The following is a 25,506-nucleotide window of genomic DNA, read 5'->3' on the forward strand; positions in this document are numbered from 1 at the left end:
TGTTCATGCATCCGCGCGGTATTCCCCCCGATGCTTCATGAACCGGTGGTAGGACATGCGCAGGTGCAGCTGCATCACCTGGCGTGCCAGCTCCCCGTCCCTGGCACGTATGGCGATCACCAGGTCGCAGTGGTGGTGCAGGCTTTGCACCAGCTCTTCGGGCGTGTAGATGTAGAACGACCGCTTGATGATCGGCATGTCGATCATCGTCGCCAGCATGGTCTTGAGGCGCGGCGAGCCCGATGCCTCGATCAGCGCGTGGTGAAAATCCCGGTTGGCTGACTGCACCTCGCCAATGCCGTCGTGGCCAGCGGCAATGCCGGCCTCCATGCGCTGGTTGCTGGCCGCCAGCTCATCGGCCAGCCCCTCGCCGCCGCGTGTGGCCGCGAGGAACGAGGCGTACGGCTCCAGCAGCATGCGCAGCTGGAAGGTCTCCTCCACATCCCAGTCGCTCCACTCCGACACGCGGATACCCTGGCCCGCGCCATCGGTGGCCAGGCCATCTTCCACCAGGCGGTGCAGCGCATTGCGCACCGGCGTGCGGCTCAGTCCCAGGTCGCGGGCAATGGGTTCCTCCTTGAGCTGTTCGCCGGGTCGGTAGTGGCCGCCGATGAGCCGCTGCCGCAGAACCTCGTACGCCTTGTCTTTCACGTTTTGCACTGTGTTTGCACCAGGTGGGTGGGGATGGTGCGCCGATTCTAGGTGACGACGGAAGGGCTCGCTGCGGTGCTCTTCATCCAGAAAAGTACAAAATAAGTACAAAAATTCGCAGTTCTACGGGAAATCTCTATGAATGGATCTGGGGTGCACTCCATAGACTGCGATCAATGTTTTAAATTTGTACTTTTATGAAGTTCGCAATACTGGGTGGTGGAATGGTCGGCGCCTGCTACATGCAGGCCTTTTTGGAGCAGGGGCACAGCCTGGTGGGCCTGTGCGACCTGCAGCCCAACGCTGCGGTGGCCGACGCCGTGCAGGCCGCTGGCGCGCAGGTGCATGCCGCGCCCGGCGCCTGGCTGGCCGAGGCCGACGTGGTGGTGAGCGCCGTGTTCGGCACCGTGGCGCGCAGCCTGTTCGAGGCCTGCCTGCCCCATCTGCGCGATGGCGTGGTCTATGTGGACATGACCACGGCCGACCCGCAGGAGATGCGCGAATGCGGCGAGCTGGCCCGGCGCGTCGCCCAGGGCAGGGCGGTGCACTTCGTGGACGTGGCTATCACCGGCGCGGTCAACCTGGGCGGCAGCAAGACGCCGCTGCTCGTGGCCGGTGGCAAGGCCGGTTTTGTACAGGAATTGTTCTTGCCCTTTGGCGGCTCCGTTCGCGTGGTGGGCGGACAGCCGGGCGATGCCGCCGCGCTCAAGCTCCTGCGCAGCATCTACACCAAGGGGGCCGAGGCGCTGGCCGTGGAGTGCCTGGTGACGGCCCAGCAGATGGGCCTGCGCGAGCAACTGCATGCCGTGCTGCAGGACATCGACGAGACACCGCTGCGCACGCTGATGGAGTCCATGGTGCGCACGCACATCCCGCATTCCGCACGCCGCCGCAACGAGGTGGCCGAGGCCCGGCAGCAGATGGCCCGCAACGGCCTGACGCCCATCGCCTTGACCGCCGTCGAGGCGCTGTTCGCCGACACGGCCCGGGCGCATGCGGTGCAGCCCTTCACCGGCACCTCCACCGACGAGGCCATCGATTGGCTGGGCAGCCACGTGCTCGCCAGCCAAGCCTGATCAACGTACCCCTGCGCCAACCGACACCACCAAAGGAGACATCCGCAATGACGACCCCGACCCGACGCCGCCTGGCCCTCGCCGGCCTGCTGGCACTGACCGCTGCCGCCATGGCTCCGGCCCATGCCCAGGGCACCTATCCGCAGCGCCCCATCAGGTTCATCGTGCCCTTTCCGGCCGGTGGCGGCACCGACAACCTCACGCGGCTGGTCGGCACCAAGCTCACCGAGGCCCATGGGTGGGCCATCGTGGTGGAGAACAAGCCCGGGGCCGGTGGCAACCTGGCTCTGGACCAGGTGGCCAAGGCCCCCGCCGACGGCCTGACCCTGGTGATGGCGCAGACCGACAACGTGGTGCTCAACCCGCTGCTGTACTCCAAGCTCACCTACAACCCCGACAAGGACCTGCGCGCCGTGGCCCTGGTCGCAGCCGGCCCGGCCGTGCTCGTGGTGAATGCCGATTCCCCGTACAAGTCCCTGGACGACATCATCCAGGCGGCGAAGAAGGAACCCGGGCGCCTGAGCTTTGCCACGCCGGGCACCGGCACCATTTCGCACCTCATCAGCGAGGCCTGGCAGAAAAGCTCGAATGTGAAGTTCACCCACGTGCCGTTTCGCGGCATGGCGCAGGCCATGCCCGACCTGCTGGGCGGGCGCATCGACATGTACATGGGCTCCATCCCCACGCTGCTGTCGCACATCCAGTCGGGCAAGGTGCGCGCCATCGGCGTGACCACCGCGAGCCGCTCCAAGCTGCTGCCCGACGTGCCGACCTACACCGAATCCGGCATCAAGGGCGTGGAGCTGGCCAGCGTGTGGGGCGTGATGGCCCCGGCCGGCACCTCCGACGCCATCGTCAGGCAGCTCAACGAAGCCATCAACAAGGTGGTGAACGCACCCGACACGGCCAGGAAGATCGCCGACTCCGGCGCCGAACTCATCACCGGCACACCGCAGGACATGGCCAGGCTCTACGCCAGCGACCGCGCACGCCTGGCACCCATCGTCAAGAGCTCTGGCACCACGCTCGATTGAGCGGCACGGCTTTCATTCCATCCACTCTGAGCACCACACCATGATCGGTCTTCAAATTCTGAAGCGGCAACGCGCTGTCAGCCTGGATATTGCCAGGCGCTATCTCGACGTGCCTGTCGCCAACGTCAGCGACTGCATGGCCCGCATGACGGCTGGCGGCGCGCGGCTGCGCCCCATGCACGGCGGCGGGCGCATGGCCGGCCCCGCGTTGACCATCAAGACACGCCCGGGCGACAACCTCATGCTCCACAAGGCACTTCAACTGGCCAGCCCAGGTGACGTGATCGTGGTGGATGCGGGCGGCGACGTCACCAACGCACTCATCGGAGAAATCATGGTCGGAGACGCCATGCGTCGCCAGCTGGGCGGGATCGTGATCAATGGCGCGATCCGCGACGCGGCATGGATTCGTGCAGGCAGCTTCCCGGTATTCGCCGCGGGCGTCACGCACCGCGGACCCTACAAGGATGGCCCGGGCGAAATCAATGTGCCTATCGCCATCGATGGCATGGTGATCGAGCCCGGTGACCTCATGATTGGCGATGACGATGGCTTGCTGTGCGTACCCTATGCGCAGGCGCAGACCTTGCTGGATGCAGCACACGGAAAGCAGATGGTTGAGGCCAAGATGGTGGCCGACATTGCTGCCGGTACCTACAGCGCGCCATGGATCGACGAGACGCTCAAGCGTCTGGGCTGCCCGATTCAGCCGTAGCGCCGGCGCTGCAGCATCCATCCTGCACCCATCCATCACCCATCACCCATCACCCGTCCGCCTCAGGCCTCGGCCAGCGCCTTCAGATGGCTTTCCAGGCCACCCGTGCCGCTGGCCGCGTTCACATGGTCGAAGTAGCCGTACCAGCCGCTGGCCTTGATGCCCGCCAGCAGGGCATCGCGCGCGGCAGTATCGGGAAAGCGCCAGATGCCCAGGAAGCGGTGCGGGCTGGCCTGGTCCAGGCCGCGCTCGGTCTCGGCCAGGGCCAGCACCTGCACGCCCATGGCAGCCAGGCTGCCCATGGCGCTGGCAACCCCTTCCAGAAACTGCTGGCGCTGCGCGGCGGGCAGGGCCAGCCAGGCGGGGTTGGGGGAATAGAGCTCGACCAGATAGTGGGACATGGTGTTTCCTGGGGTTGAGGCGCTGTGCGCCAGGTGTGTTGTCGGCATATTGTATGGTGGCTAATCATATATTTTCCTGATGAAACACCTTGGAGGGAAATGCTGCCACCGCCGTCCTGGCGACCGGTCGGCCCTACACTGGCGCATGCACGAATTCAGGGTGATGGTTGTCGGGGGATATGGCTTTTTCGGCAGCCGGCTGGTGCGCCGGCTGGCACGGCAGAAGGCGCTGCACATCGTGGTGGTGGGCCGCTCGGGCGCCAAGGCACAGGCCTTGGTCGATGCGCTTTTGCCCGATGCCCATGCCGGGCTGTCCGCCGTGGCGGTGGACGCCATGGACCCGGGGCTGCAGGCCCGGCTCCAGGAGCATGGTATCCATCTCCTCATCCATACCTCAGGCCCTTTCCAGGGGCAGGACCATCGCGTGGCACAGGCCTGCGCCCATGCGGGTGTGCACTACGTGGACCTGGCCGATGGCCGCGACTTCGTCGGCGGCATCACCGCCCTGCAAGCCGCTGCGCTGGCCCGGGGCGTGCTGCTGACCAGCGGGGCCAGTTCCGTCCCCGCACTGTCCACGGCGGTGGCCGATCGGCTGGCAGGCGGCATGGCCTGCGTGGATTCCATCGACATAGGCATCAGCCCCGGCAACCGCACGGAGCGCGGCCTGTCCACGGTGGCCGGCATCCTGAGCTACTGCGGCAAGCGCCTCGCGTCCGCTGGCCCGCAGCCGGTGTTCGGCTGGTCGGGCAGCTGGCGCCACCGCTATCCCGAGCCTGTGGGGGCGCGGCTGCTGTCGCCCTGCGATGTGCCTGATCTGGTACTGCTGGCACCCCGGTATGCGGGCAAGCCTGGCGTGCGTTTTGGCGCGGGGCTGGAGTTGGCATTTCTGCACAGGGGCATGAATGCCATGGCCTGGCTGGCGCGCCTGGGCCTGGTGCGCGACTGGTCGGTGCACGCCGCGTGGCTCAAGCGCGCGGCGGACTGCTTCAAGGACTGGGGCAGCGATGCGGGTGCCATGCATGTGTGCGTGCGTGGGCGGGACGCACAGGGCTTCGTGCAGGAGCGCCTCTGGGTGCTGGTCGCCGGGTCGGGCGACGGCCCCTATGTGCCCACGCTTGCCGCCTCGGCCCTGGCGCGGAAGCTGGCGGCAGGCCAACTGCCCGCTGTGGGCGCCATGCCCTGCATGGGCCTGCTGACCCTGGAGGATTTCGAGCAGGAGGCCCGTGGCCTGGACATCCGCATGAGGGAGATCCATCCATGAGTCGGAGGCTGTCCATGTACGAGCAGGCCATGGGCGAGCGCTTTGCCCGGCTGGACCCCGCCGTGCAGGCCTTCCACCGCCTGACGGGCCGCCATGAGCTCCATGGCTGGGTCCGCACCCAGGCGCCGCAGTCCCTGGCGGCCCGGCTGCTGGCGCTGTGTCTGGGCACGCCGCTGCGCGCCAGCGAGGGGCCCATCCGCTTCGCGCTGCATGCCCAGCCCCAGCGTGAGGTCTGGACCCGCCACTTTCCCGCGCAGACCATGCGTTCCAGCCTGCGCCTGCAGGACGGGCAGATCATCGAATCCCTGGGCGCAGCGCGGCTGAGCTTCGGGTTGGAGGCCGATGGCAATCGGCTGGTGATGCGCCTGCGCAAGTTGCGCTTTCTGGGCATGGCCTGCCCGGCCTGGCTGGAGCCGCGCATCGTGGCCGAGGAGCGCGGCGAGGGGGATCGCCTGCATTTCCACATCGAGGCAGCCGTGCCCTGGGTGGGCGTGGTCGCCAGCTACAGCGGGCATCTGCAATTGCCCACGGTGCGGCAAGACACTTCAGTGCCCAAGGAGGGCGAATCATGATTGTGGTGTTCGACGGCCAATGCCTGCTGTGCAATGGCTGGGTGCAGTTTCTGCTGAGGCACGACAGGCGCGGCAGGTTCCGCTTTGCCTCCATCCAGGGCGAGGCCGGCGGCAGGATGCTGGCCGATGCAGGCCTGCGGGTCGAAGGTCTGCAGACGCTGCTGCTGGTGGATGGGGACCGTTCCTGGCAGCACACGGACGCCATCCTGCGCGTGCTCCATGGCCTGGGCTGGCCCTGGCGGCTGGCATGGGCGGCGTGGCTGATTCCCCGCCCCCTGCGCGATGGGCTGTACCGCTGGCTGGCCCGCAACCGCTACCGCTGGTTTGGCCGCAGCGCGCAGTGCATGGTGCCCGATCCGCAGGTGGCCGCGCGCTTTCTGGACTGAGCGGCTGCGGCCCGCCTGCATGCAGACGTCCACCAATCATTTCTGCTTTGCATATGCGGCAGGCGTGTTTGCGCCAAGCGGAGTCGGCCCTTAGGCTGGCGCGCTTTGCCAGCACCATGTCCAGCCCTGCCACAAGCTCCCCTTCCCAATCCGGCGCATTCGCCACTTCCCCCCAACCCGCCACGGCGTTGCACCGTGCCACGCCCGCCACGCTGGCGGCCGTGCTGGAGCAACTGCCCCCGGCCCAGGCCCGATGGGCGCGCGCCGCAGGCTTTGATGCGCAGCCGGGCCGCATCCTGCTGTTGCCTGGCATGCAGGCTGAAGTGCAGAGGGAAGGGCAGAGCGAGGGCACTGCCCTCGCTGGCGTGCTGGTCGGCGTGGACCCGGACCAGCTGCTGTGGCAGCTGGCCGGCCTGCCGGCGGCGCTGCCGCCCGGCACCTATGCGCTCGCCGATGCGGATGAGGCTCAGAGGCCGCATCTGCTGCTGGGTTGGGCACTGGGCGCGCTGCCATCGACCCGCCAGGCGCGGCAGTCGGATGCGGCAACCGCTCCATCACTCGCTCTATCACTCGCTCGGTTGGTGGCAAGCCCCGATGAGCAGGCCGCCGTCGCGCCAATGGCTGCCGCCATTGGCGAGGTGCGGCGGCTGGTCAACCTGCCTGCCAACCAGCTGGGTCCCGAACAGCTGGCCCAGGCCGTGGCCGACCTGGCCGCGCGCCATGGCGCGCGCTACCGGCAATGGGTGGGCGACGAACTGCCTGCCGCAGGCTTTGCCCTGGTGCACGCCGTGGGCCGGGCGGCGCCCCGGGCGGCCCAGGCGCCGCGCGTGGCCGAGCTGACCTGGGGCGATGCCGCGCTGCCCCATGTGGTGCTCATCGGCAAGGGCGTGTGCTTTGACTCCGGCGGGCTGGACCTCAAGCCCGCCGCAGGCATGCGCTGGATGAAGAAGGACATGGGCGGTGCCGCACACGCCCTGGCCCTGGCCGATCTGCTGATGCAGGCGGGCCTGCCCATCCACCTGAAGCTGCTGGTGCCTGCGGTGGAGAACGCCGTGGGTGCCGGTGCTCTGCGGCCCGGCGACATCATCGAGGCCGGTGACGGCCGGCGCGTGGAGATCGAGAACACCGATGCCGAAGGCCGGCTCCTGCTGGCCGATGCGCTGCACCACGCCATTCGCAGCGCGCCCACGCCGCCCGCGCTGCTGATCGACCTGGCCACGCTCACGGGCGCTGCGCGCACGGCGCTGGGGCCGGACCTGCCCGCGCTGTTCAGCAACCATGACGGCTGGGCCGATGCCCTGCTGGCCCAGGGCCGCGCGCAGGCCGACCCGCTGTGGCGCCTGCCCCTGTGGGCGCCGTACCGCCGCATGCTGCGCTCCGACCAGGCCGACCTGCTCAACGCCGCCAGCACGCCGCAGGGCGGTGCCATCACGGCTGCGCTGTTCCTGGAGAGCTTTGTGCCGCCCGAGCTGCCCTGGCTGCACCTGGACCTGTTCGCCTGGAATCTGGAGGAGCGCCCCGGCCGGCCCAAGGGCGGCGAGGCCCAGGGCCTGCGCGCGCTGTACGCCCTGCTGTCGCAGCGCTTTGCATCTGCGCGCAGCGCATTTGCATAGGCGCAATCGGGCTTTGCGGCGGGCTGGTGGCTCCACACAATCGGCCGTCTGGTGCAGCCGGCGCGGCACCCGCCGCCGCCTTCCTGCGATCTTGTTCCGGCTGCCAGGACACTTCATGACCCAAAGACGCTTCCTGCCTCGCCTTTCCCTGCTGCGCACCCACTTGCGCACCCTGCGAACCTCCGCACTGCTTCCCGCCCTGGCCGCAGCCCTGCTGTGCGCACCGCCCGCCCAGGCCGAAACCCTGCGCTGGGCGCGCTCCACCGACGCATCCACGCTGGACCCGCACGCGCTGAACAACGGCCCCAACCACAACCTGCTGCACCAGATCTACGAGCCGCTGATCATCCGCACGGCCGATGGCAAGCTGCTGCCCACCCTGGCCACGTCCTGGGCGCTGACTGCCGACCCCTCGGTCTGGGAGTTCAAGCTGCGCAAGGGCGTGAAGTTCCATGACGGCAGCCTGTTCACGGCCGACGACGTGCTGTTCTCGCTGCGCCGCGCGCGCTCGGCCACCTCGGACATGCGCTCGCTGCTGACCTCGATCACCGACGTGACCAAGGTCGATGCCTTCACCGTGCACATCAGGACCAACGGGCCCAACCCGCTGCTGCCGGCCAGCCTCATCAACATCCAGATCCTGAGCGCCGCCTGGGCCAAGGCCCATGGTGCCGAGCAGCCGCAGAACGCGCTGGCCAAGGAAGAGAACTACGCCACGCGCAACGCCAACGGCACGGGGCCCTACGTCATCGCCTCGCGCGAGCAGGACACGCGCACCGTGCTGCGGCAGTTTCCCGGCTACTGGGGCAAGGGGCTGTTCCCGCTGGAGATCGACGAACTGGTCTACCTGCCCATCAAGTCCCAGGCCACGCGCGTGGCGGCGCTGCTGTCGGGCGAGGTGGACTTCGTGCAGGACCTGCCCATCCAGGACATTGCGCGCCTGAGCGCCGACCCGCGCTTTCGCATCAACCAGGCCGCCGAGAACCGCTCCATCTTCCTGGGCCTGAACGTGGGCGCCGCCCCGCTGTCGCATTCCGATGTGAAGGACAAGAACCCGCTGGCCGACCTGCGCGTGCGCCAGGCCTTCCAGCTGGCCATCGACCGGCAGGCCATACAGCGCGCCGTGATGCGCGGCCTGTCCGTGCCCACCAACATCATTGCGCCGCCCTTTGTGCACGGCTACGAGAAATCCTTTGGCGCCGTGGGCAAGGCCGACCTTGTCCAGGCCAGGAAACTGCTGGCCGAGGCCGGCTACCCCAACGGCTTCGGCATCACCCTGCATTGCACGAACGACCGCTATCTGAACGACGAGGCCATCTGCCAGGCCATCGCCGGCTTTTTGGGCCGCATCGGCGTGAAGACCGCCGTGTCGTCGCGGCCGCTGGCCATCCAGACGGCGGCCATCAACAACCAGGAGACGGATTTCTACCTCTACGGCTGGGGCGTGCCCACCTATGACTCGGCCTATGTCTTCGACTACCTGGTGCACACGCGCGGCAAGAACGGCCGGGGCAACACCAATGCCACGCGCTACAGCAATGCCGAGCTGGACAGCCAGATCGTCTCCCTGGCCTCGGAGGGCGATGCGCGCAAGCGCGACGCCACCATCCACTCCATCTGGAGCACGGTGCAAAAGCAGCTGATCTACCTGCCGCTGCACGACCAGATCCAGACCTATGCCATGGTGCGCAAGTTCGACATCCCCGTGAACCCGTCGAACACGCCGTACTTCAAGCTGTTCAAGCAGCCCGGTGCGCGCCAGGCTGCGGTGGCCGGCGCGCAATAGGCTCAGTGTGTCGCAGCCGGCTGCGGCCGGTTGACCTCCACCGTGACGTGGACCAGTTCCTCATGCACGCCAAGCAACTGGCGCACGGCATCGGGGTCCACGCCTGCGGGCGCGTCCAGTGCCACGATGCAGGCGTAGCGCGCCTTGCCCACGCGCCAGACATGCAGGTCGGAGATCTGCGCGGCAAACGGCGCCTGGGCGATGGCCTCACGCACCTCGCTGACCACGGGGGCGTGCATCTCGGCGTCCAGCAGCACGCGGCTGCTGTCGCGCAGCAGGCCCATGGCCCATGCCGCCACCAGCACGGCGCCGGCCAGGCCCATGGCCGGGTCCAGCCATCCCAGGCCCCAGGCCATGCCGCCGAACAGGGCGGCGATGGCCATCACCGAGGTGGCGGCATCGGCCAGCACATGCAGGTAGGCCGAGCGCAGGTTGAGATCGCTGTGGTCGCCATGGTCGCCGTGATGGCGGTCGCCCGCGTGGCCGCCGTGCGCATGCCTGCCGTGCCCGTGGTGATGTCCGTGGTCGTGACCGTGACCGTGACCGTGACCATGGTGATGCCCGTGCCCGCCCTTCAGCAGCCAGGCGCAGACAAGGTTGACCAGCAGGCCCAGCGCGGCCACGCCCAGTGCCTGCTCGTAATGGATGGGCGAGGGCGAGAACAGGCGCTGCACCGACTGCCAGGCCATGCCGCCCGCCACCAGCAGCAGCAAGATGGCGCTGGTGTAGCCGGCCAGCACCTCGATCTTCCAGGTGCCGAAGGCAAAGCGCGTATCTCCCGCCAATCTGCGCGCGGCCGCATAGGCGCCAGCTGAGAGCCCCAGCGCCAGCGCGTGCGATCCCATGTGCCAGCCATCGGCCAGCAGCGCCATGGAGTTGAATCCGTACCCGCCTGCGATCTCCCCGACCATCATGGCCGCCGTCAGCCCCGCAGCCAGCATGGCACGGCGCTCGCCCAGCGGGTTGCCTTCGTCGAAACGGTGTGAATGCTGCCTGGGGCTGGCGCCGCCAGCGGTCGAGAGGGATGGAATGCTGCGCATGCAGATACTGTACCCCAGTATATGCAGGCGCCTAGAATGGCCATCATGGCACATACGATTCAGAACAAGAAGCGCTTGCTCACGCGCATCCGCCGCATCCAGGGCCAGGCCCAGGCGCTGGAGCGCGCGCTCGAGGCCGAGCACGACTGCGCGGCCATCCTCCAGCAACTGGCAGCCGTGCGCGGCGCCGTCAACGGCATGATCTTCGAGGTGCTCGAGGGCCATGTGCGCACCCATCTGGCCGATGGCACGGCCGGCGGCCAGGCCCGTGATGACGACGTGGACCTTGTGCTGTCGGTGATGCGCTCGTACATGAAGTGATTGATGAAGTGATGGCCGGCCCTGCGGATTGGCGCTCTCGGCGCGGTTTCCTGCTCTCATTTTTTGCAAACAGTGACCCCTGAAAACCGCCCATCTCGGACACGGCGCCCCATTCGCAGCGGACAATCGTCGGGCCAGGAATATGACGGGATTTCGACAGTTCCCGCCGCCTGCTGGCCAGCCAAGGACTACCGCGCATGACAGAAGACCCCCGCCGAGATTCCCCCGCAGATGCCGCCCCCGCCGCCGCGCAGGCGCCGCAGACGGCCCCGCAGCTGCGCATCGGCACCGTCGCCAAGCTCAATCTCGCCGACTTCCAGAACGCCGTGCCCGCGCTGCTGGAGCTGGCCATCGTCAACGAGGGCGAACTGCCGCTGCAGGCGCTGAGCCTGCACCTGGCCTCGGAGCCTGCCTTCATCAAGCCGCGCACCTGGCGCCTGGAGTCGGTGGCCGCGCACAGCACCTATGCGCTGACCGACCTGGATGTGGCGCTGGACGGCGCCTTGCTCTCGCGCCTGACCGAGGCCGAGCCTGCCGTGCTGCGGCTGGAGCTGCGCAGCGGCCAGCCGGCACAGACGGTGCTGGCCCGGCACGAACACCCGCTGGAACTGCTGGCACGCAACCAGTGGGGCGGCCTGGGGCATTTGCCCGAGATGGTGGCGGCCTTCGTGCAACCCAACGATCCGGCCGTGGACCGCATCCTCAAGGGCGCGGCGCAGGCGCTGGAGGCGGCGGGCAAGTCCGGCGCCATCAACGGCTATGAGCAGGGGCCGCAGCGCGCCTGGGAACTGGCCTCGGCCATCTGGACTTCCGTGCTCCAGAAGAAACTCAACTACGCGCTGCCGCCGGCCAGCTTCGAGCATGCGGGCCAGAAGATACGCGGCGCGTCCCAGGTGCTGGATGCGGGCCTGGCCACCTGCCTGGACCTGACGCTGCTGTTCGCCTCCTGCCTGGAGCAGGCGCACCTGAACCCGCTGCTGGTCTTCACGCGCGGCCATGCCTTCGTGGGCCTGTGGCTGGGCAGGCAGGAATTCTCGACCGCCGTGGTCGATGACATCACGGCCGTGCGCAAGCGGCTCAAGCTGCAGGAGCTGGTGGTCTTCGAGACCACGCTGGCCGCGCAAGGCCAGGCCGTGGCCTTCAGCCAGGCCATTGCCCAGGGCGCGCGCCAGCTGGCCGAAGAGCATGAGGACCAGTTCGAGCTGCTGGTGGACGTTCGGCGCGCACGCATGCAGCGCATCCGCCCGCTGGCGCTGGCCCAGCCGCAGGACGCCGCGCCCGAGGCCGGCGAAGGACAGGCCGAGCCACGGCTCACCGTGGAGCCGCCGCCCGAACTCCTGGCGCAGGCGCAGACACGCGAAGTGCCCACCTCCCAGCTCGATCCCAAGGACAGGCTGGCGCGCTGGCAGCGCCGGCTGCTGGACCTGTCGCTGCGCAATGCGCTGCTCAACTTCAAGCCCGGCAAGAAATCGCTGCTGCTGCAGGTGGCCGCGCCCGCGCTGGAGGACACGCTGGCCCGGGGCCAGGTGCTCAAGCTGCTGCCCAGCCCCGAGCTCATGCAGGGCAAGGACCCGCGCAGCCAGCCATTGCACGAGGCGCGCAGCCTGGAAGACCTGCGCGGCGCGCACGCCGAAGAGGCGCTGCAGCGGCGCGAGGTCTTCATCGACCTGGAGCCGCTGGAGCTGGACAGCCGCTTTGTGGAGCTGTTCCGCGGCGCGCGCAACGCGCTGCAGGAAGGCGGCGCCAACACCTTGTTCGTGGCCCTGGGCTTTCTGGTCTGGAGCCGGCCCGACAAGCCCGATGTGCGCGTGCGCGCGCCGCTGATCCTGCTGCCCGTCACGCTGGAGCGCAAGAGCGCGCGCTCTGGCTTCACGCTGCAGGCGCATGAGGACGAGCCGCGCTTCAACCCCACGCTGGTCGAGATGCTGCGCCAGGACTTCCAGCTGGAGCTGGGCGTGCCCGCAGGCGACCTGCCGCGCGACGAGGCCGGACTGGACATCACCGGCATCTGGGCCCGCGTGCGCGAGGCGATCAAGGACGTGCGCGGCTGGGAGGTCAGCGAGGACGTGGTGCTGTCCATGTTCTCCTTCGCCAAATACCTGATGTGGAAGGACCTGGCCGAGCGCGCCGACCAGCTGCGCAGCTCGCCCGTGGTCGCCCACCTGATCGACACACCGCGCGAGCCCTATCGCTCGGAGATCGCCTTTCCCGACACGCGGCGGCTGGACCAGGAGTTCGCGCCGCAGCAGGTCTTCAGCCCGCTGCCGGCCGATTCATCGCAGCTGTCGGCCGTGATGGCCGCTGCGCGCGGCAAGGACTTCGTGCTCATCGGCCCGCCGGGCACGGGCAAGAGCCAGACCATTGCCAACCTGATCGCGCAGTGCCTGGCCGAGGACAAGCGCGTGCTCTTCGTGGCCGAGAAAATCGCCGCGCTGGACGTGGTCTACCGCCGCCTGCGCGAAGTGGGCCTGGGCGAGTTCTGCCTGGAGCTGCACTCCAACAAGAGCCGCAAGCTCGACGTGCTGGGCCAGCTGCAGAAATCCTGGGACTCGCATGGCCAGGTGGATGCCGAGGACTGGGCTGCCAAGGCGGCCCGGCTGGGCCGGCTGCGCGAGCAGTTGTCGGCCTATGTGGAGCGCCTGCACCGGCGCCACGCCAACGGCTGGACCATCTACCGCGCCATTGGCGCCGTGGCCGGTGGCCAGGCGCTGCCGCGCCTGGGATTTCACTGGCCCACGCCCCAGGCCCATGACGAAGCGGGCCTGGCCCTTTTGCGCGAGACTGCGGGCCGCCTGCAGGCCAATGCCCAGGCCGTTGGCGCGCAGCATCTGAAGGACGGGCCGCTGGCCACGGTGCAGGCCAGCGACTGGTCCGTGCGCTGGCAGCAGCAGATGGTGGATGCCGCCCAGGCCCTGCACGATGCAGGCCAGGGCTTTGCCGAGGCGGCGCAGCAGCTGGGCCGGCTGCTGCGCATCGAGTGGCCGGCGCTGGGACGCCAGGCGCGTTCGGCCCTGGGCGTGATCGCCCGGGCGCTGCCGACGGCCGCAGGCCGCAACCTGGCTTTCTGCGTGCTGCCTGACGGCGCGCGCATGGGCGAATCCCTGCAATCGGGCCTGCAGCTGCTGGCGCAGCACGGTGATCTGTCCGCACAGATGCTGGCGCCCTGGCCGGCCGAGCTGCAGGCGCGCCTGGCCCAGGCGCTGGACCTGCTGGCGCAGCGCCGGCGCCTGCAGGCCGGGCTGGGCACGCCCTGGCCCGTGGCCCTGGGCGACGAGCTGGAGCGCGGCCTGCAGTGCATCGACGAGATCGCGGCGCTGCGCCAGGGCCTGTCCGTGAAGTACGGCGCGGGCGTGGGCCAGCTCAATGTCTCGCAGCTGCAGCGCGAATGGGCCAGGGCCGGCAAGTCCTTGTGGCCGCTGTCCTGGCTGGGCCGGCGCAAGGTGCGCGCGGCGCTGGAGGCCACCATCGAAGGCGCGGGCGAGCCGCGCGTGGCCGATGACCTGGCCGCCCTGGTGCGCATCCGGGGCCTGCGCGAGGAACTGGACCAGATCCAGCCCGGCGCCGCAGCCGACGGCCTGTGGGCCGGACACCGCACGCGCACCGACCATGCGCGCAGCGCCTTGAAAGCCAATGCGGCCCTGCTGGCCGCGCGTGCGCAGAAGTCCTTCTCGCTCGACGGCCTGGAGGCCGTGGCCGAAGGCCACGGCGGCGAGCGCTGGGCGGCCGAAGTGCAGCGCCTGCAGGCCCTGTACCAGATCGACCGCCAGCTCGATGGCTACCTGCCGCTGGCCGATGCCAGCCACGGCCTGTGGCGCGGCCTGGAAACCGATGCCCAGGCCTTGCAGGACGCGCTGGCCTTCGAGCGCGAGCGCCTGCAACTGACGCGGCGCGGCGGCCTGATGGCATCGCACGCCGCCGTGGCCCAGGGCCGCTGTGGCGCGGCGCTGCAGCAGGCCCATGCGCAGCTGGCGGCCCGCAGCGCCATCGAGGAACAGCTGCTGGCGCTGGACGAGCTGCGCTTGCGCTGCCCCGGCGTCTGGGACGGCCTGGACACTCGCCCGCAAGCCGTGGAGCATGCGCTGCGCCTGCAGGGATCGCTGCAGGCAGGGCTGACCGGGCTGGGCTGGCAGGAGGCCGAGCTGGCCCAGGCACGCCAGGCCCTGCACCAGGTGCTGGCCTTGCGCAGCGCCGAGCTGGGCGAGGGTGCCGCGGTCGGCATGGCCTGCCAGCAGTTGCTGGACAGCCTGGCCGGCCTGCACGCGGCCATAGACCCCTTCAGCGCGGCGGCAGCCCATGGCGAGTCGCAGCAGCGTGCCCTGGCCCAGCGCACGGCCGAGCAGCTGGCGGCCACGGCGGGCGGCGTGCTGGCCGGGCAGGGCGGCCTGCATGCCTGGTGCGCCTGGCGCAATGCCCAGGCCGCGGCCCGCGCGGGCGGGCTGGGTGCGCTGGCCGACGCCATCGAGTCCGGCAGCCTGGCGCCCGCCCAGGCGCCCAAGGCCTTCGAGGTCAACTACGCACGCTGGTGGCTGGCGCTGGCCGTGGACGAGGACGAGGTGCTCAAGCGCTTTGTCTCTGCCGAACATGAGCGGCGCATTGCCGACTTCCGTGCGCTGGACGATGAATTCACCTCGGTCACGCGCCAGTGGATACGTGCGCGGCTGTGCGCGGGCCTGCCGTCGGCCGACAGCATCCAGCGCAACAGCGAGTGGGGCATCCTGCGGCGCGAGATCACCAAGAAGCGCCAGCACCTGCCGCTGCGCCAGCTGCTGGAGCAGATCCCGTCGGCCGTGCTGCGCCTGACGCCCTGCCTGCTGATGAGCCCGCTGTCCATTGCCCAGTACCTGAGCGCCGAGACCAGCAACTTCGACATCGTCATCTTCGACGAGGCCTCTCAGATCCCCGTCTGGGACGCCATCGGCGCCATGGCGCGTGCCAGGCAGGTGGTCATGGTGGGCGACCCCAAGCAGCTGCCGCCCACCAGCTTCTTCGGCCGTGCCGACACCTCCGACACCTTCGACGACGACACGCAGGGCGTGGAAGGCGACATGGAAAGCATCCTGGACGAATGCCTGGGCGCCAGCCTGCCCACGCGCAACCTGTCGTGGCACTACCGCTCGCGCCATGAAAGCCTGATCGCCTTCAGCAACCACCGCTACTACGGCGGCGGGCTGGTGACCTTTCCCTCGCCCGTCACCGATGACCGCGCCGTCAGCTTCCACGCCGTGCAGGGCCGCTATGAAAAAGGTGGCGCCCGCATCAACCAGCCCGAGGCCAAGGCCCTGGTGGCCGACTTGGTGGCGCGTCTGAAGTCGCCGGGGTTTGCGCAGTCGGGTGCCACCATCGGCGTGGTCACCTTCAACTCCGAGCAGCAAAGCCTGATCGAGGACCTGCTGGACGAGGAGCGCCGCAAGGACCCGGGGCTGGAGCCGTTTTTCTCCGATGCGCTGCTGGAGCCCGTCTTCGTCAAGAACCTGGAAAGCGTGCAGGGCGACGAGCGGGACATCATGTACTTTTCCATCACCTACGGGCCCGATATCTCGGGCGCGGTGTCCATGAACTTCGGCCCGCTCAACCGCGACGGCGGCGAGCGGCGGCTGAACGTGGCGGTGACGCGCGCGCGGCAGGAGCTGCGCATCTTCTCCAGCCTGCGCGGCGAGCAGATGGACCTGTCGCGCACCCAGGCGGCGGGCGTGCGCGATCTCAAGCACTTCCTGGAATTTGCCGAGCGCGGCCCGCGCGCGCTGGCCGAGTCGCACCATGGCAGCCAGGGCGATTTCGACAGCCCCTTCGAGGCCAGCGTGGCCCAGGCGCTGGAGCGCAAGGGCTGGCGCGTGCACACGCAGATCGGCGCATCCTCGTTCCGCGTGGACCTGGGCGTGGTGCACCCGGACCATGCGGGCAGCTACCTGGCGGGCGTGGAGTGCGACGGCGCCACCTACCACCGCTCGGCCACGGCGCGCGACCGCGACAAGCTGCGCGAGCAGGTGCTGCGCGGCCTGGGCTGGCAGATTCTGCGCATCTGGTCCACGGACTGGTGGGTCAACCCGGGCGGAACGCTGGAGCGCATCCACGCGGCGCTGACCGCGCTGCTGGAGCAGGACCGGCGCAAGCGTGCGGCCGAGGTTGTAGAGGTTGCCGAGGTGCCGCAGGCGGCTGCAGTCGCCAAGGCAGAGCCAGCGCCAGAGACGCCTGAGTCGTCCGAGTCCTCCGAGGCCTCCGCGTCCTCTGAGTCGCCCGAGGCATCCGTGGAGGACGGCGAGGCGCAGAAGGCTTGAGGAAACAGGTCTTGAGAAGACGGGCCGCGAGAACGCCGACAGCCCGCTGCCGGCCGCCGCTCAGTACAGATCCGGCACGTACATGTGCTGGGGAACCGGGTTGCGCGTGTACTCCGGGTTGCGCGTGCGCTCGGGCAGCACGATGGCCGGGTGCTCTATCTCTTCGTAGGGCAGTTGCGTCAGCAGGTGGGAGATGCAGTTGAGCCGGGCCTTCTTCTTGTCCACGGCCTGCACCAGCCACCAGGGCGCCTCGGCGATGTGGGTGCGCTCCAGCATGGCTTCCTTGGCCTTGGTGTAGTCCTCCCAGCGGCGGCGGCTCTCGAAGTCCATGGGACTGAGCTTCCACTGCTTGAGCGGGTCGTGCACGCGGCCCAGAAAGCGCAGGTGCTGCTCCTCGTCGGTGATGGAGAACCAGTACTTCACCAGCGTGATGCCCGAGCGCACCAGCATCTTCTCGAACTCGGGCACGGAGCGGAAGAACTCCTCGTACTCCTCGTCGGAGCAAAAGCCCATCACGCGCTCCACGCCGGCGCGGTTGTACCAGCTGCGGTCAAAGAGAACGATCTCGCCGCCCGCAGGCAGGTGGGAGACATAGCGCTGGAAATACCATTGCGTGCGCTCGCGGTCGTTGGGCGCGGGCAGGGCAGCCACGCGGCACACGCGAGGGTTCAGGCGCTGGGTGATGCGCTTGATTACGCCGCCCTTGCCGGCCGCATCGCGGCCCTCGAAGAGGATGACCACCTTTTTCCTGTGGTGCTGCACCCAGTCCTGCAGCTTGACCAGCTCGCCCTGCAGGCGCAGCAGCTCGCGGAAGTAGGTCTGGCGGCTCACGGTGTCGGCACCGTCCAGATCGTCGCCACCGCTGCCCAGGCGGGCGTCGTCTATCTCCATCTCCAGTTCTTCGTCGTAGCTGTCGAGCAGATCGCGTTCGATGCGCTGCATCAGCGAATCATGGTGGTCGGGCAGAAGTTCGTCGTACATGGTGGGGAATCCGGGCGTCCAGGAGTTGGCGCCTGGGATGGTGGCGTGGATGTGTGACGCGGCTGTGACGGTGCGGCTGGGTGAATACCCTGGCACCGCTCGCCTTCCCGCCGCCTACAGCCACCCCGCCTTGCGGAACTTGTAGTAAAGCAGGCCGCAAACACCCAGCACGAACAGCAGCGCGGCCGGATAGCCGTATTGCCACTTCAGTTCGGGCATGTTCTCGAAGTTCATGCCCCAGACGCCGAAAAAGGCCGTGCAGATGGCGAAGATACTGGCCCAGGCTGCCAGCCGCTTGGTGACTTCGTTTTCCTCGATGGACACCATGGACAGGTTCACCTGGATGGCCGTGCCCACCGTGTCGCGCATGGTGTCGATCTGGGCGTTGATGCGGCCCAGGTGATCCATCACATCGCGGAAGTAGTCCCTGGAGCCCACGCAGATCTGGGGGACGCGCCCGCCGTTGAGCTTGCCCACGGCTTCCAGCAGGGGGGCCACGGCATGCTTGAGGTCCATGGCGCGGCCCTTGAGTTCATACAGCTGCTTGATGTTGTCGCGCGCCGCGCCCTTGGTGAAGATCTGCTGCTCGATCTGCTCCAGCTCCACCTCCAGCGCGTCGATGATGGGAAAGTAGCGGTCCACCACCGCATCCATCAGCGCATACAGCACAAAGCCCGAGCCGTGGCGCAGCAGCTCCGGCTCGCTTTCGCAGCGCTCGCGCACGCCCAGGAAACCGCGCTTGCTGCGGTTGCGCACCGACAGCACGTAGTTGGAGCCCACGAAGACATCGACCTCGCCATGGTTGAAGTGGCCGGGCCGCTCGGGCTCGGGCTCCAGCAGGTGCATCACGGCAAACAGCGAGCTGCCGTACTCCTCCAGCTTGGGCCGCTGGTGGCCGTGCAGCGCATCCTCCACGGCCAGGGCGTGCAGGCCGAACTCCTGGCGCATCTCCTCCAGTTCGGCCGGCGTGGCGTCCGCCAGCGCCACCCAGACGAAGCAGCCGGGCCGCTCTATGTAGTTGCTGATGTCGGCGACAGGAATGTCCGCCAGCTTGGCCCCGTTTTCGTAGGCAACGCAGTTGATCAGCATGGGAGTTCCCTCGGTAATTCTGGTGCTGGTGATCCTGCCATAACGGGAGAGGGGGAAAAGCCAGTGCCCAAGCTGCCATCGAAACAGCCAGCAGCCCAGGTTTGCGCGCCTGGTAACAATACGTGTATAACCTGTCACAACCTGCTGGGCGTCGCCCGGCGCTTGCGAGCCAAGGACTCAGATGATCTTTCGCCAGTGGGGTATTGCGTTGGGTGCGTTGGGCCTGTGGGCCTTGAGCGGTGTATCTGCAGCCGGTGTGCTGGACAAGATCCAGGCCGGTGGCGCGCTGGTGATTGCGCACCGGGAATCGTCGGTCCCCTTCTCCTACATTGACACCCGCAGCGGCAAGCCCGTCGGTTATGCGCTGGATCTGTGCCTTCGCCTGGCCGAGGCGGTGCGCAAGCAGACAGGCAGGAAGGACATGAAGGTGGAGTTCCTGATGGTCACGCCCGCCAATCGCATGGCCGTGATCGAGCAGGGCAAGGCCGACATGGAGTGCGGCTCGACCACGAACAACGCGCAGCGGCGCCAGACCGTGGCGTTCACGGTTCCCCATTTCATCACCGGCGCCCGGATGCTAGTGAAGGCCGACAGCACCATCAACGCGATGGAGGATCTCAAGGGCAAAAAGCTGGTTTCCACCAAGGGCACCAGCCCGATGGCCCTGGTGACGCAGGCCAACAGGCAGCGCCTGATGGGCATCACCATTGTGGAGGCCCCCGATCACGCGAGGGCCCTGGAGATGGTGGAGAAGGGCGAAGCCGACGCGTTCGTGATGGATGACGTGCTTCTCAACGGGCTGGCCGCTGCACGGCCCGATCCACGTGCCTTGAAGGTGGTGGGCAAGTTCCTGTCCACCGAACCCCTGGCGATCATGCTGCCGAAGGCCGATACCGCGTTCAAGAAACTGGTCGATGAAGAGATGAAGCGCATCATCACCAGCCGCGAAATCCACCCCATCTACGAGAAGTGGTTCCTGCAGCCGATTCCACCCAGCTCCACGAATCTGAACCTGCCGATCAGCTACCTGCTGCGCGACTTCTGGAAGTACCCCACGGCGGATATTCTGCTGTAGGCTCGTGCAGGCGCGGCGCCGGATTTGTCGAGCCGCCAGCGCTTGCCCGCTTGCCCGGTTCGAGGGGCGGCTGCGGCGCCGGGCACATTCAGCCGAACACGGGGCGCATGAAGCTGCGCTCGTAGCTGAGGATGCAGCGCGTGTCCTCCGCGTAGCGGAAGGCCGCCTGGCATTCGGGGTCCTGCATGGACTTGATGCGGTACTCCTCGTACAGCGCCATGCTGGGGAAGCTGAACATGGCCAGCGCCACATTGTTGGCGCCTTCGGCCGGCAGGAAGTAGCCGTGGTGCTTGCCGCCGAATTTCTCGACCAGCGGAATCCAGGTCTTGCCGTACTCCTCGAATTCCTTGGCCTTGAACGGGTCGATGATGTAGCGCAGGTAGCAGGTGATCATGTCTGAAAAGAGAAGGGAGGCGAAGCCTAGAGTTTGAACGATGCCGTCAGGCGGGAGAGCTTCTCAGACTCCTGCTGCAGCACCTGCGTGGCGGCCGAGGACTGTTCGACCAGGGCGGCGTTCTGCTGGGTCACGCGGTCCATGTCGGTCACGGCGTGGCCCACCTGTTCGATGCCGCTGCTCTGCTCGCGGCTGGCCGAGGCGATCTCGCTGACGATGCCCGTGATGTTGCGCACCGTGGTGACCACCTCGCGCATGGTCTGGCCGGCCTGCTCCACCAAAGCGGCACCCGTGTCCACGCGCTCCACCGAGGCCTGGATCAGCGTCTTGATCTCGCGCGCGGCCGAGGCGCTGCGCTGTGCCAGCGTGCGCACCTCGCCGGCCACCACGGCAAAGCCGCGTCCGTGCTGGCCCGCGCGCGCCGCTTCCACGGCCGCATTCAGCGCGAGGATATTGGTCTGGAAGGCAATGCCGTCGATCACGCCGATGATGTCCACCACGCGGCGCGAGGAGCTGTTGATCTCGCCCATGGTGGCCACCACCTGGTCCACCACGGAGCCGCCGCGCTCGGCCACGGAACAGGCGCCCGAGGCGATCTGGCTGGCGTGCTGGGCGTTCTCGGCGTTCTGGTGCACGGTGGCCGTGAGCTGCTCCATGGAGGCGGCGGTTTCTTCCAGCGAACTGGCCTGGCGCTCCGTGCGCTGCGACAGGTCCACGCTGCCCGTGGCGATCTCGCCGGCCGAGCGGTGGATGACGCCGGCCGTGTCATGGATGCGCGTCACCAGCCGGCGCAGCTGCTCGCTCATGCGCTGCACGGCGGCGATCACGCTGCCTTCGGGGGCCTGGGCTGCGCCCGCCAGCCCCGACTGCGACAGGTCGCCCGAGGCGATGCGGTTGGCAATCTCGGCCGCCACCGCCGGCTCGCCGCCAATGGCATTGAGCACGCTGCGCGTGGCCAGCCACGCAATCAGGGACAGCAGTGCGCCCAGCACGGCCAGCGCCGCCACCGACTTGGTGATGGTGGCGACAAAGGCCTGCTGGATGTCGTCCACATAGTCGCCAGCGATCAGGTCCCAGTTCCAGGCCGTGGAGCGCCTGGCATAGGCCAGCTTCTCGCTGGGCTCCTTGGCGCCGGGGCGGGGCCACCAGTACGTGAGGTAGCCGCTGCCCTGGGCCGACGCGCCCACGGCGGCAATGTTGCGGTACAGGTAGTTGCCCTTGGCATCCTGGAAGCCGCCCATGTTCTTGCCGTTGATGCCCGGGCTTGCGGGATTGTTCAGCACCACGGAATCCGTGGTGATGCTGGTGATGTAGCCTGCGCCGCCTGCATAGCGCAACTGGCCCACGCGGGCAATGGCGGTGGCCTTGGCTTCTTCCTCTGTCAGCTTGCCGGCCTTGGCCTCGGCGGCAATCGCCGCAATCAGGCTGTCGCCCGCATCGACGAAGTCGCGCAGCGCCTGCTGCCGGGCCTCGTAGGCCTTGTCGCGTGCCTGGTAGGCGTTGAAGAGGGTGAGCGCAAGCAGCGCGAGAAGGCAGAAAACCAGCGGTGCCAGCAGTTTCTGGCGAAGGGACAGGGCGGGCATGGTCGGGGAGTGCAGCGGAAGGCCAGGAACGCCACAATGCTACAGAAACTTACGGCATGGTTGCATGTAATTACAAATAAAGCTGCGGTCCGCAGCACTGCAAAGGCGGGCGAAAATCGCGCCATGCAAGAAACCCCGCCTCCCGCCGCCCAGCCCCGCAATCCGCTGCACGGCGTCACGCTGCAAGCCATCGTCCTTGCCCTGGAGGCCCGCTACGGCTGGGCCGGGCTTGCGCGGCAGGTTCCGGTGCGCTGCTTTGCGCTGGACCCCAGCGTCAGCTCCAGCCTGAAGTTCCTGCGCAAGACGCCCTGGGCGCGCGAGAAGGTGGAGGCGCTCTATCTGGAGATGCTGCGCAAGGACAGGCGCAGGCCCGCTGCCGCGGACTGAGGGCGCGGCCGCTGTTTCCTGGGCCTGCGCGGCAGGGGCGTTCATCCGTTCTCACACCACGCGCACGCCCAGCCCGCCGACCAGCTCCGCTGCCTGCTCGTGAGAGATCAGGCAGCCCTTGAAATGCTGACTGACCGAGGCAATCGTCAAGCCCTGCAAGTCCACCGAGCGCAGGTCTGCGCCATCGAACCGGGCATTCTTGAGGTGGGCCTCGCGCAGGCTTCCCTTGTTGAAAACCGCATCGCGGAAGTCGCAGCCGGCCAGATCGGCATCGCTGAAGTTCAGGCCCTCCAGCGTTTTCTTGCGGAATGACATGCCGCGCAGATCGGCGCCAATCAGCAGGGATTCATGGAATTCGATGCCCAGGGTTTCCGCACCGCGAAACCTGGCGCCGGTCAGCTTGACCTCCAGAAAGCGCACCGAAGCCAGCTTGGCCAGTTCCCAGTTGGTGTTGTTCAGATCGCTCTGGCACAGCAGCGCATCCGTCAGGTTGGCCAGCCGAAAATCTGCCCGGCCGGCCTTGCAATGCAGCCAGCGGGTCTCGGCCAGCTGGCAGCTCTCGAAGCAGGTGTCCGCAAAACTGCACTCCACGAATTGTGCACCCTGCATATTGAGCCGATAGAGGTTCAATCCGTCGAATGCGCATTGCTCGAAACTCAGGCCGTGGGCGGTCTCTTGTTTCAAAAATTCAGTCAAACTGTCCTGGTCAAATATCTGATTGACAATGGCTTGGGTGGAAGATGCTGTTTTCATGGTCAATATCAGGCATGCAGGTTATTGGTTCAGCCTTGCATGTGCGCTTGCAGCATATTTCGGAAAGACTGGGCAGTGTATGGCCTTGCCATGCGCATGTGTGGAATGACCTTGGCATTTTCCAAGGGCATGCAGGGAAGGGTTTGACGGACGGGCAAAGCTGTGAACACACGCGGGGATGCCAGGCTGCAGTCCGACGCTTGGGGGCCGTCCCGTCGCCGGCGGGCTGCGAGCCGGCCGCTCGACTGCCCGGCTTTTCGGCCCTGACCGCTACCGCGAGCGGCTCCTGGCATGCATCTGTCGAAAAACCCTTACAGCCAGACGCAATCCCATATTACAAAATGTTTCCCGCGTGACAGGAGTACCGGTGAATAATCTGCAGGAAAAACATGGTTGGCACGCCATCTGTATGTTATTGAATGCATTTATTCAGGCAGCCTGAATCCATCATTTGTCAGAAATCTACAAAATATTCTTATGACCGGAATTATTCAGCAGGCACTGCAACAAGATATTGACGGCCTGATCCATGACTGGATTGCGCAGGCCAGTATCAGCGATTCATCCCTTGGAAAGAACGCTGAAAAGGAAGCGCTGGGAATTCTCAATGCCGTCGTGGGTGCCTTCGCCTCCGGTGCCAACCCGGAAAGGTTTTCGGACGCGGGCTGGGACGCCGCACGCCGCCAGCTGGCGGACCTGTCCCGCGCCCGCGCCGCCCAGGGCCAGCGCGCCGGGGAGACCAGCCAGTTCATCCTGTCGCTGAAAAGGCCGCTGTTCTCGCACATCCAGCGCAGGCTGTCGGACAACCCGGCTGCGGCCATCCAGGAAATCTGGCTGGCCACGGTGCTGGTGGACAACATGGCCCAGCACACGGTCAGCAGCTTCCAGCAGGCGCGGGAGGAAATCATCATCCGCCAGCAGGAAGAGCTGCTGGAGCTGTCCACTCCGGTGGTCAAGCTGTGGGAAGGCGTGCTGGCGATCCCGCTGATCGGCACGCTGGACAGCAATCGCACGCAGGTGGTGATGGAGTCCCTGCTGCAGGCCATCGTCGAGACCGAATCGGAACTGGCCATCATCGACATCACCGGCGTGCCCACGGTGGACACGCTGGTGGCCCAGCACCTGCTGCGCACCGTGAGCGCCATCCGCCTGATGGGCGCGGAATGCATCATCAGCGGCATCCGGCCCCAGATTGCCCAGACCATCGTCCACCTGGGCATCGACATGCGGGACATCACCACCAAGGCCACGCTGGCAGAGGCCCTCAAGCTGGCCATGGGCAAGACCGGCTGGCGCATCAGCCGCCAGGCACAGGAGTGAAGCACGCCATGGAACGCATTCCAATCCTGCGCATGGGCGATGTGCTGCTGGTGTCCATTCAGATCGACATGCAGGACCAGACCGCCATGGCGCTGCAAAACGACCTGGCCGAGCGCATTGCAAGCACAGGCGCCAGCGGCGTCATGATCGATATCTCGGCGGTCGAGGTGGTGGATTCCTTCGTGGGGCGCATGCTCGTGACCATCTCGGGTATTGCCCGCATGCTGTCGGCCGCTACGGTCGTGGTGGGCATGCAGCCTGCGGTGGCGATCACGCTGGTGGAGCTGGGCCTGTCTCTTGGCGGGGTGAGGACTGCGCTGAACGTCGAGCGGGGGATGGCCCTTTTGCGGACCCAGCAGACGGGAGCCTTCCTTGGAACATGAACGCAGCGGCGATATGCCGTTACAAAACGAGCAGCAAATCGTTGCCACGCGGCAAACGGTGCGCTCGCTTTGCCAGATGCTGAAGTTCTCGCTGGTCGATCAGACAAAGATGATCACCGCGGCCAGCGAGTTGTCGCGCAATACGCTGATCCATGGAAAAGGTGGCCGCATGTGCTGGGCCATTGTCGAAGTGAATGGCAGGCAGGCATTGCAGCTGATCTTTGAAGACACCGGTCCCGGAATCAAGGATTTGAAACTGGCCATGACCGATGGCTTCACCACGGGCATGGGCATGGGCCTGGGGCTGCCGGGCAGCAAGCGGCTGGTGAATGACTTCAAGATCGAGTCAGAGCCGGGACAGGGCACACGAGTGAGTATCACCAAGTGGAAGTAATCCGGGGTTGGACGCA

23 protein-coding genes are annotated in these 25,506 nt (G+C 67.3%); 15 read left to right on the forward strand and 8 right to left on the reverse strand.

Going from position 1 to position 25,506, the window contains the following annotated elements; genetic code table 11:
• Positions 1-3: 3 nt before the first annotated feature.
• Positions 4-660: a GntR family transcriptional regulator gene (locus PO605_RS28540; protein WP_047473992.1), complete on the reverse strand. Its 657-nt coding sequence runs from the start codon at positions 658-660 to the stop codon at positions 4-6.
• A 188-nt stretch (positions 661-848) separates the two neighbouring features.
• On the opposite strand from PO605_RS28540, the gene PO605_RS28545 reads away from it, so the two are divergent.
• The 3 genes from PO605_RS28545 to PO605_RS28555 are packed head-to-tail and all read left to right on the forward strand — an operon-like array spanning position 849 to position 3,476.
• Positions 849-1,727: an NAD(P)-dependent oxidoreductase gene (locus PO605_RS28545; protein ID WP_082001621.1), complete on the forward strand. Its 879-nt coding sequence runs from the start codon at positions 849-851 to the stop codon at positions 1,725-1,727.
• Positions 1,728-1,774: 47 nt separating this feature from the next.
• Positions 1,775-2,761 (forward strand): Bug family tripartite tricarboxylate transporter substrate binding protein, encoded by a 987-nt coding sequence (locus tag PO605_RS28550; protein WP_016450417.1) that lies wholly within the window; start codon positions 1,775-1,777, stop codon positions 2,759-2,761.
• A 40-nt stretch (positions 2,762-2,801) separates the two neighbouring features.
• The gene (locus PO605_RS28555) at positions 2,802-3,476 is read left to right on the forward strand and encodes an RraA family protein (RefSeq protein ID WP_047473990.1); all 675 of its coding nucleotides are present in this window, start codon (positions 2,802-2,804) and stop codon (positions 3,474-3,476) included.
• 62 nt (positions 3,477-3,538) lie between these two features.
• Here PO605_RS28555 and PO605_RS28560 read toward each other — a convergent pair whose 3' ends face one another.
• Positions 3,539-3,877: a DUF6616 family protein gene (locus tag PO605_RS28560; protein WP_047473989.1), complete on the reverse strand. Its 339-nt coding sequence runs from the start codon at positions 3,875-3,877 to the stop codon at positions 3,539-3,541.
• A 145-nt stretch (positions 3,878-4,022) separates the two neighbouring features.
• On the opposite strand from PO605_RS28560, the gene PO605_RS28565 reads away from it, so the two are divergent.
• The 5 genes from PO605_RS28565 to PO605_RS28585 all read left to right on the forward strand — a co-directional run bounded on the left by PO605_RS28565 (position 4,023) and on the right by PO605_RS28585 (position 9,495).
• The gene (locus tag PO605_RS28565) at positions 4,023-5,138 is read left to right on the forward strand and encodes a saccharopine dehydrogenase family protein (protein ID WP_013801836.1); all 1,116 of its coding nucleotides are present in this window, start codon (positions 4,023-4,025) and stop codon (positions 5,136-5,138) included.
• Positions 5,135-5,710 carry a DUF4166 domain-containing protein gene (locus PO605_RS28570; protein WP_043821221.1) on the forward strand — a complete coding sequence of 192 codons (576 nt, stop codon included), beginning with the start codon at positions 5,135-5,137 and terminating at the stop codon, positions 5,708-5,710. The genes PO605_RS28565 and PO605_RS28570 overlap by 4 nt, the downstream gene beginning before the upstream one ends.
• Positions 5,707-6,096: a thiol-disulfide oxidoreductase DCC family protein gene (locus tag PO605_RS28575; RefSeq protein WP_013801838.1), complete on the forward strand. Its 390-nt coding sequence runs from the start codon at positions 5,707-5,709 to the stop codon at positions 6,094-6,096. The genes PO605_RS28570 and PO605_RS28575 overlap by 4 nt, the downstream gene beginning before the upstream one ends.
• Before the next feature lie 116 nt (positions 6,097-6,212).
• Complete coding sequence (locus tag PO605_RS28580; protein ID WP_272207227.1) at positions 6,213-7,709, forward strand: leucyl aminopeptidase family protein; 1,497 nt, start codon at positions 6,213-6,215, stop codon at positions 7,707-7,709.
• A gap of 115 nt (positions 7,710-7,824) precedes the next feature.
• Positions 7,825-9,495, forward strand: coding sequence for an ABC transporter substrate-binding protein (locus PO605_RS28585; protein WP_047473134.1), 1,671 nt, complete (start codon positions 7,825-7,827; stop codon positions 9,493-9,495).
• A gap of 2 nt (positions 9,496-9,497) precedes the next feature.
• On the opposite strand, the gene dmeF is transcribed toward PO605_RS28585, so the two are convergent.
• Complete coding sequence (dmeF, locus tag PO605_RS28590; protein WP_047473132.1) at positions 9,498-10,535, reverse strand: CDF family Co(II)/Ni(II) efflux transporter DmeF; 1,038 nt, start codon at positions 10,533-10,535, stop codon at positions 9,498-9,500.
• Positions 10,536-10,580: 45 nt separating this feature from the next.
• Here dmeF and PO605_RS28595 point away from each other — a divergent pair, with 45 nt between their 5' ends.
• Both PO605_RS28595 and PO605_RS28600 read left to right on the forward strand, forming a co-directional pair.
• On the forward strand, positions 10,581-10,856 hold the full coding sequence (locus PO605_RS28595) for a metal/formaldehyde-sensitive transcriptional repressor (protein ID WP_026062191.1): 276 nt from the start codon (positions 10,581-10,583) through the stop codon (positions 10,854-10,856).
• A 197-nt stretch (positions 10,857-11,053) separates the two neighbouring features.
• On the forward strand, positions 11,054-17,131 hold the full coding sequence (locus tag PO605_RS28600) for a DUF4011 domain-containing protein (protein WP_272207228.1): 6,078 nt from the start codon (positions 11,054-11,056) through the stop codon (positions 17,129-17,131).
• Between the two features lie 60 nt (positions 17,132-17,191).
• Here the strand turns inward: PO605_RS28600 and ppk2 are convergent, their stop codons facing one another.
• Positions 17,192-18,112: a polyphosphate kinase 2 gene (ppk2, locus tag PO605_RS28605; protein WP_046238364.1), complete on the reverse strand. Its 921-nt coding sequence runs from the start codon at positions 18,110-18,112 to the stop codon at positions 17,192-17,194.
• A gap of 114 nt (positions 18,113-18,226) precedes the next feature.
• The gene (gene corA / locus PO605_RS28610; RefSeq protein WP_012206223.1) at positions 18,227-19,201 is read right to left on the reverse strand and encodes a magnesium/cobalt transporter CorA; all 975 of its coding nucleotides are present in this window, start codon (positions 19,199-19,201) and stop codon (positions 18,227-18,229) included.
• 181 nt (positions 19,202-19,382) lie between these two features.
• Here corA and PO605_RS28615 point away from each other — a divergent pair, with 181 nt between their 5' ends.
• Positions 19,383-20,276: an amino acid ABC transporter substrate-binding protein gene (locus tag PO605_RS28615; protein ID WP_047471526.1), complete on the forward strand. Its 894-nt coding sequence runs from the start codon at positions 19,383-19,385 to the stop codon at positions 20,274-20,276.
• An 88-nt stretch (positions 20,277-20,364) separates the two neighbouring features.
• On the opposite strand, the gene PO605_RS28620 is transcribed toward PO605_RS28615, so the two are convergent.
• Both PO605_RS28620 and PO605_RS28625 read right to left on the reverse strand, forming a co-directional pair.
• Entirely contained in the window at positions 20,365-20,670 is a 306-nt protein-coding gene (locus tag PO605_RS28620; RefSeq protein ID WP_047471528.1) for an NIPSNAP family protein, read from the reverse strand.
• 26 nt (positions 20,671-20,696) lie between these two features.
• Positions 20,697-22,253: a methyl-accepting chemotaxis protein gene (locus PO605_RS28625; protein WP_047471530.1), complete on the reverse strand. Its 1,557-nt coding sequence runs from the start codon at positions 22,251-22,253 to the stop codon at positions 20,697-20,699.
• Positions 22,254-22,376: 123 nt separating this feature from the next.
• On the opposite strand from PO605_RS28625, the gene PO605_RS28630 reads away from it, so the two are divergent.
• Positions 22,377-22,640, forward strand: coding sequence for a VF530 family DNA-binding protein (locus PO605_RS28630; RefSeq protein WP_197065130.1), 264 nt, complete (start codon positions 22,377-22,379; stop codon positions 22,638-22,640).
• Positions 22,641-22,691: 51 nt separating this feature from the next.
• Here the strand turns inward: PO605_RS28630 and PO605_RS28635 are convergent, their stop codons facing one another.
• Positions 22,692-23,393, reverse strand: a complete 702-nt coding sequence (locus PO605_RS28635; RefSeq protein WP_047471531.1) for a pentapeptide repeat-containing protein — start codon at positions 23,391-23,393, stop codon at positions 22,692-22,694.
• 477 nt (positions 23,394-23,870) lie between these two features.
• Here PO605_RS28635 and PO605_RS28640 point away from each other — a divergent pair, with 477 nt between their 5' ends.
• Genes PO605_RS28640 through PO605_RS28650 form a run of 3 tightly spaced genes read left to right on the forward strand, consistent with a single transcriptional unit; the run spans position 23,871 to position 25,490 of the window.
• A complete protein-coding gene (locus tag PO605_RS28640; RefSeq protein ID WP_047471532.1) occupies positions 23,871-24,713 on the forward strand; it encodes an STAS domain-containing protein in 843 nt (280 codons plus the stop codon).
• Positions 24,714-24,721: 8 nt separating this feature from the next.
• Positions 24,722-25,096 (forward strand): STAS domain-containing protein, encoded by a 375-nt coding sequence (locus tag PO605_RS28645; protein WP_047471574.1) that lies wholly within the window; start codon positions 24,722-24,724, stop codon positions 25,094-25,096.
• Entirely contained in the window at positions 25,086-25,490 is a 405-nt protein-coding gene (locus tag PO605_RS28650; protein WP_082001532.1) for an anti-sigma regulatory factor, read from the forward strand. The genes PO605_RS28645 and PO605_RS28650 overlap by 11 nt, the downstream gene beginning before the upstream one ends.
• The last annotated feature ends 16 nt before the right edge of the window (positions 25,491-25,506 follow it).

The organism is Delftia sp. DT-2, assembly GCF_028401915.1.
Taxonomy (GTDB): domain Bacteria; phylum Pseudomonadota; class Gammaproteobacteria; order Burkholderiales; family Burkholderiaceae_C; genus Comamonas; species Comamonas tsuruhatensis.